The following is a 5,961-nucleotide window of genomic DNA, read 5'->3' on the forward strand; positions in this document are numbered from 1 at the left end:
GTTTGTCCATTATTTGCACCAGAACCCAAAATAGGAGTCTTGTTTAAGACTTCTGTTTTGTTTGTATAAAAATAAACGTTTTAATATCCATGAGGGATACAATTAAACACTCTAGGCTATCAAAATTTCAAAGAATCACCCCTTATAAAAATATAATTTAAACAGATGTTCTCAACGTTCTGGTGATATAAATATTTATAATAAGATATTTCTTTTATGGGATTATTCAACTTAAAAAAGGAGAGATAGAATGAGAAAAGTTTTAAAAAGTAGCATTCTGACTTGTGTAACATTAGTAGGCTTATGTACAACCACTACGGCATTTGCTGATAGTCACCTCGGTTATTCGTATGAGTCCAATATAGGCTATCAAAATTCAACATGGATGTCCGAATTAGAGGATTCAAAAAAAATAAGCGGACTATCTATTCCAGGCACTCACGGTTCAATGGCTTTACATGGAGTAAGTGTTTTTGATGAAAATCTGACTAGGAATCAAACCATGAACTTATCCCAGCAATTAGATTCGGGTATTCGTTATGTAGACATGCGTGTTAAACGTGTTAAGGATTCATTTGCAATCCATCATGGAATTGTTTATCAAAAAGCAATGTTTGAAGATGTATTAAAAGAGACTATTCAATTTTTAAGAGATCATCCGAAAGAAACGATTTTAATGCGTTTAAAAGAAGACACTGACCCTGAAACCGGCTCACTATCATTCGAAAAAATATTTAAAAATTATAAAGATCGTAATGCTGACTATTTTTGGGACCCAAATTCTGTAGCATCATCAGAAAGAAATAATCCGAAATTAGGGGATGTCCGCGGTAAAATTGTATTATTGCAAAATTTTACAGCATCCCAAGAATACGGTATAAATTGTGATTCCTTGTATACTCAAGATAAGTTTGAAGTTGGTACTGGCCCAAATGGAATGTATGATAAATGGAATGCGGTGAAAAACCATCTTTTACAGGCAAATAATAACGCCAACAATGGGAAAATCTATCTTAACCATTTTAGTGGGACGGGTGGTGCATCAGCATTATTGAATAATTTCTATCCGTGGTTTATTGCAAGTGGAAAAGAAAGTAGAAATACAAATAGCAATCAAAAGCTGATTCAAAAAAATGCAACAAATGAATGGACAGATTTCCCTCGTGATATGAATGGCCAAGTATTTTACGGTGGAATGAATACAATGGGAACTGATTTCATACAAAAAAGTGGGATAAATCATGCCGGTATTATCGCCGCAGATTTTCCTGGACCAGGTTTAATAGATAGTATTATTCGATTAAATGGGATTAAATCAAATGAAAAAGAAGTATTAATTTCCCAAATAACTTCTGAATCAATTCCATTATCCGGGCAAAAAAATCGTTCCAGCCAAAACTTTAACATTACAAATTTACCTATAGGAACAAAGGGATTAAAATGGGTTGTTGAACCTACAGAAAAAGATAATGCTTCTGCTATTTCATTCAATATTATGGTTGATGTTTCCTTAGGAACGGATTCGGTTCGTTGGAAGAACCTCTCGAATGAATCAAGGACTGAAGCATACACAAATGCTAAATATTATATTGCAAATCCGAATGGTGCAACTAGTAAATTTACAGTAAAAATATACGCTATTACTAATTAAGGTTAAGGATCTATGCTTTTTCCTTTAAAAAAACACATCAAAATGTGCACTTTTCAGAAATAATATTTTACCTTCCTATAAAAAAATTATAGTAACTTAAAAATATATTATCCGATAAAAAGCCTATAGAAAAGTTGTTATCTTTAGGCTTTTTTATCATTGAAACGAGCAAATGTCATTTCTACTTCTAAACGTAACTAATCGTCGGGACGAACACCAATATATAGAAACTCCTTCGTAGATTCCATATACATTAGAACTTCAGATAATCCGGAGTTCTTTTTATTATTATTTTCTTTTACCTTCCTCTTAAAATAATTAAATCCAATGAATAGAATCTGATTTATAGAAAAATAATAAAAAAAAACGGACTGTTATACATACTAAGGAGGAACCCATGTCCTTAATTGAAAGAACTATCAAAACTACAATGAATGAGATTGTTGAAACTATCCAGACAAATAACTTACAAGAACTCAAGAATAAATTAGAACAAATCTTTGATATTTGTGCTGATTTGGTTGAACATCCTTTACAACTAAAAACAAAGACGAATGTTGTACTATATTACTTTGAAGGACTTACAGATGGTGTTACATTAAAGGGAAGTGTCATTACGCCATTGTTACAAGAAGTAACGGAAGACATACAAGTATTCAATTCTGATACAATTGCTACTTATACAAAAACAGTATGTACATGGAATGAAATAAAAAAAGGGTTGCTGGAGGGGCAATGTGTGCTATTTATGGAGGGGGCAAGGAAAGCACTCCTCATCAATACAAAAGGATGGGCAGAACGATCCATTCAGGAACCTGTTTCAGAAGTTACAATTAAAGGGTCTCATGACGGTTTTATTGAAAATGCCGCTAAAAATATTGGTCTCATTCGTAGATATATTCCTTCTACTGAATTAAAAATCAAGAAATTAGCAGTCGGAGAAAGGGCTACTACTTTTGTATATTTACTTTACTTAGGTGATGTGGCGAATGCAGACGTTGTTCAAGAGGTAGAGGGAAGAATTAGTAAAATTAAAATTGATACGGTATTAGGCATAGGAGAATTATCTAACTTGACAAAAGATAATAGTTTGACTCCTTTTCCACAGGCTTACTTAAGTGAACGCCCAGATGCCATTTCTAATCATATTCTTGATGGAAAAGTAGCCGTGTTAGTTGATAGATCTCCTAGTGCAATGATTGTCCCAATAAATTTAATTGGATTTTTTCAGACGCCAGATGATTATAATGTACATTGGATGATTGCATCCTTTTTTCGTTTATTACGATTTTTAGGATTTATTATAGCTATGTTTTTACCCGCAATGTACATTGCAATGGTTTCATTTCACTTTGAAATTATTCCTTTAGATTTATATACTTCTATCGCAACATCAAGGATCAAAGTTCCTTTCTCTCCTTTATTAGAAGCGCTTATTATGGAAATCACATTAGAAATGCTTCGCGAAGCTGGGATTCGTCTCCCTCAGCCGATCGGACAAACAATTGGAATTGTTGGAGGGATTGTAATTGGTCAAGCAGCTGTTCAAGCGGGTCTTGTAAGTAATGTTATGGTTATTATCGTATCTATTACTGCCATTTCATCGTTTGTTGTTTCTAATTACGATTTATCGAGTTGTATTCGTCTGATTCGTTTTCCAATGATGTTATTTGCCTATTTTTATGGAATTGTAGGTATCGTTAGCGGGTTGATGCTCTTATTTGCTCATTTTGTGTCACTAACTTCTTATGGTTCACCATATGGGTTACCAATCGCGCCTTTTCGTTTCCAAGAATTAAAAGATTCTTTTGTAAGATTTCCTAACTCGATGCTTACTACTCGCTCTAGTACAGGACAACCGAAACAAAAAAAGAAAAAAGAAGGTGGTTCACCTGGGGAAGGTTAACTTTCGAAACTTAACTTTATTAGAATTTATTATTTTTATTCACTCACTGCAACTGGCCTCAGGTATGTTAATTATGCCAAGTCCGCTTGCCGCTACTGCTGGTACAGACGGTTGGATTTCTATCATTCTGGGATGGATCATAACTTCTATAATTGGAGTATTGATTATATTGATGTTGCAAAAAAATCCCAACAAGAATTTCACACAGGTTTTAACGACGTATTTTGGGAAATGGCTGGGGGCGATATTTCTTTTTTTATATGCTTTTTATTTATTTTTTGCGGCTTTTAATACGTTATTAAAAGCAACAGATATTGTGAAAGTATGGATTTTCCCTTCTATTCCTACTTATCAAATCGTCATATTACTACTACTACCCTTCATTATTTTAGCACAGAGTGGGATAAGAGCACTTACAAGTTATTCTATGCTTGTTTTTTTCTTCACTGCTTGGATGCCGATACTTCTCCTTTTTGCATTAAAAAGTAATTATAATCCATTACATCTACTGCCCATTTTGAAAGATGGCATCTATCCTATTGTGAGGGCAACAAAAGAAACAATTACCCCATACGCGGGCTTAGAAATTGCCTATTTTATCTATCCGTTTTTACAAAAAAAAGAGAAAGCCATAAAAGGAATACTGATAGCGAATACAGGAACCATGTTTTTCTATATATACGCTACTATTCTTACTTATATATATTTTAGTCCTGAAGGTATAAAGGATGTAATTTGGCCCGTATTTCACCTATTAAAGGGGATTCGCTTTTCTTTCATAGAACGTTTAGAAATTATATACATTGCTTACTATTTAATTGTATTTTCCACTACAATCTATCCGTATTTATTTTTTAGTTTACATTCGATGACAACTATATGTAGTAGAATTTCACGTAATTGGATTATTGTCAGCTCTATTTTATTAATTGTTGGAGTATTTACATTCTTTAACCCAAATTTAAATCAAATTGTGTTTATATATTTCCTTATGGATATATTTAACATCATTTTCTTTGTTTTATTTCCAGTGTTCCTTTTTATTTACAGTATCCTTTTTACTTGGCTAACTAGGAGGAAGCAACTATGATTCGAAAATGGATAGGGATTGTAATTAGTTGTATGTATTTAATTGGTTGTAGTCAAAGAATCCCCCTTGAACAAGCCTCTTTAATCCTATTAATTGCCTTAGATAGAACACCTAATGGAGAAATTCAAGTAGGAACGAGCATACCACTCTTTCATCATGAAAAGCAAAAGAGTACCGTAGAACATTGGGTTCAGGCATCCACCATATATGAAGGATTTAGCAAAATGGATACGAAATTAACAGGTTTTGTAACTTCATCAAAAAGTGAAGTGATTTTAATCGGGAAAAAATTTGCACAAGAAGAAAACTGGATACAGGCACTCGATTCCTCTTATCGGGACCCTTACGCGACTATCAATGCTAAAGTTGTAATTGTTGATGGTAGTCCTAAAAGCACATTAAAAATTCATAGACCAGATAAACCAGCGCTCTCGTCTTATATAAGCGGTGTAATCGAAGCCTCTATACAAAATAATCAGTCTGTTTCTTCCACTATTCAACAATTGATGAGAGAAAAGAATGAAAAGGGAATGACACAAACAGTTCCAATAATTAAGAAAATAAATAATGAAATTGATACAGTAGGAATTGCCTTTTTAGATCCTAAAGGAAAGTACTTAACCAAAATCCCTAAAAATGATGTGAAATTTTTCAATCTTATTAATAAATCAAAAAGTAAAGGACGGATAATTTTACATGTTGTTCTTTCTCCCAAAAAATCTATTCAAAAACCAAATACGTCTGTTTTAGTACAAGATGCAAAGAGAAAAATAAATGTTGATTTCCAGAAAGGTAAATTTATATTTAATATAAATATGAGCATGAATGTATCTTTAATTGAAAAAACCAATGGAAACATAACTAAAAATCGTTTATATAGCAGCAAACATATAAATAAATTGGAACATGAAATACAGGAAGAGATCAATGAAAAATTACAAAGTATGTTACAGGACATGCAGAGAAATAAAATTGATCCAATTGGTTTATCTGTATATGCTAGAGCTTTTCAGTATAAAGAATGGAAAAAAGTAAAAGAAGATTGGTTGCAGACTTTATCAAAAGCTAAAATCTGTGTGAATACTCAAGTCAAAATAAAAGATACCGGAACAATTAGAAATTAAAGTTCTGGTGCAAAGTTTTCTAACAGGCCTCATCATACATGCCCATCAATTAATATTTTTGGTTCTGGTGCAAAAAAGCTAAATGATTTGAAAATATTCTTTCAAACTTGGCCATACTGGTATTACTACTTAAAAAAGGTGCGTGATCAGGATGGAAAAAGAAAACATATTCAAATGGAAACATTATCAA

Annotated in this window: 4 protein-coding genes; all 4 read left to right on the forward strand. The window is 32.5% G+C overall.

What is annotated here, in order from left to right; all coding sequences use genetic code 11:
- The first annotated feature begins 250 nt into the window (after positions 1-250).
- The 4 genes from RT27_RS24660 to RT27_RS24675 all read left to right on the forward strand — a co-directional run bounded on the left by RT27_RS24660 (position 251) and on the right by RT27_RS24675 (position 5,771).
- Complete coding sequence (locus tag RT27_RS24660; protein WP_043937898.1) at positions 251-1,651, forward strand: phosphatidylinositol-specific phospholipase C; 1,401 nt, start codon at positions 251-253, stop codon at positions 1,649-1,651.
- Between the two features lie 397 nt (positions 1,652-2,048).
- Positions 2,049-3,557 carry a spore germination protein gene (locus RT27_RS24665; protein WP_000052380.1) on the forward strand — a complete coding sequence of 503 codons (1,509 nt, stop codon included), beginning with the start codon at positions 2,049-2,051 and terminating at the stop codon, positions 3,555-3,557.
- Positions 3,544-4,647 carry an endospore germination permease gene (locus RT27_RS24670; RefSeq protein WP_042993022.1) on the forward strand — a complete coding sequence of 368 codons (1,104 nt, stop codon included), beginning with the start codon at positions 3,544-3,546 and terminating at the stop codon, positions 4,645-4,647. The genes RT27_RS24665 and RT27_RS24670 overlap by 14 nt, the downstream gene beginning before the upstream one ends.
- On the forward strand, positions 4,644-5,771 hold the full coding sequence (locus tag RT27_RS24675) for a Ger(x)C family spore germination protein (RefSeq protein WP_043937900.1): 1,128 nt from the start codon (positions 4,644-4,646) through the stop codon (positions 5,769-5,771). Before RT27_RS24670 ends, RT27_RS24675 begins: the two co-directional genes overlap by 4 nt.
- The last annotated feature ends 190 nt before the right edge of the window (positions 5,772-5,961 follow it).

The organism is Bacillus sp. L_1B0_5 (genome assembly GCF_000836715.1).
Taxonomy (GTDB): domain Bacteria; phylum Bacillota; class Bacilli; order Bacillales; family Bacillaceae_G; genus Bacillus_A; species Bacillus_A thuringiensis_S.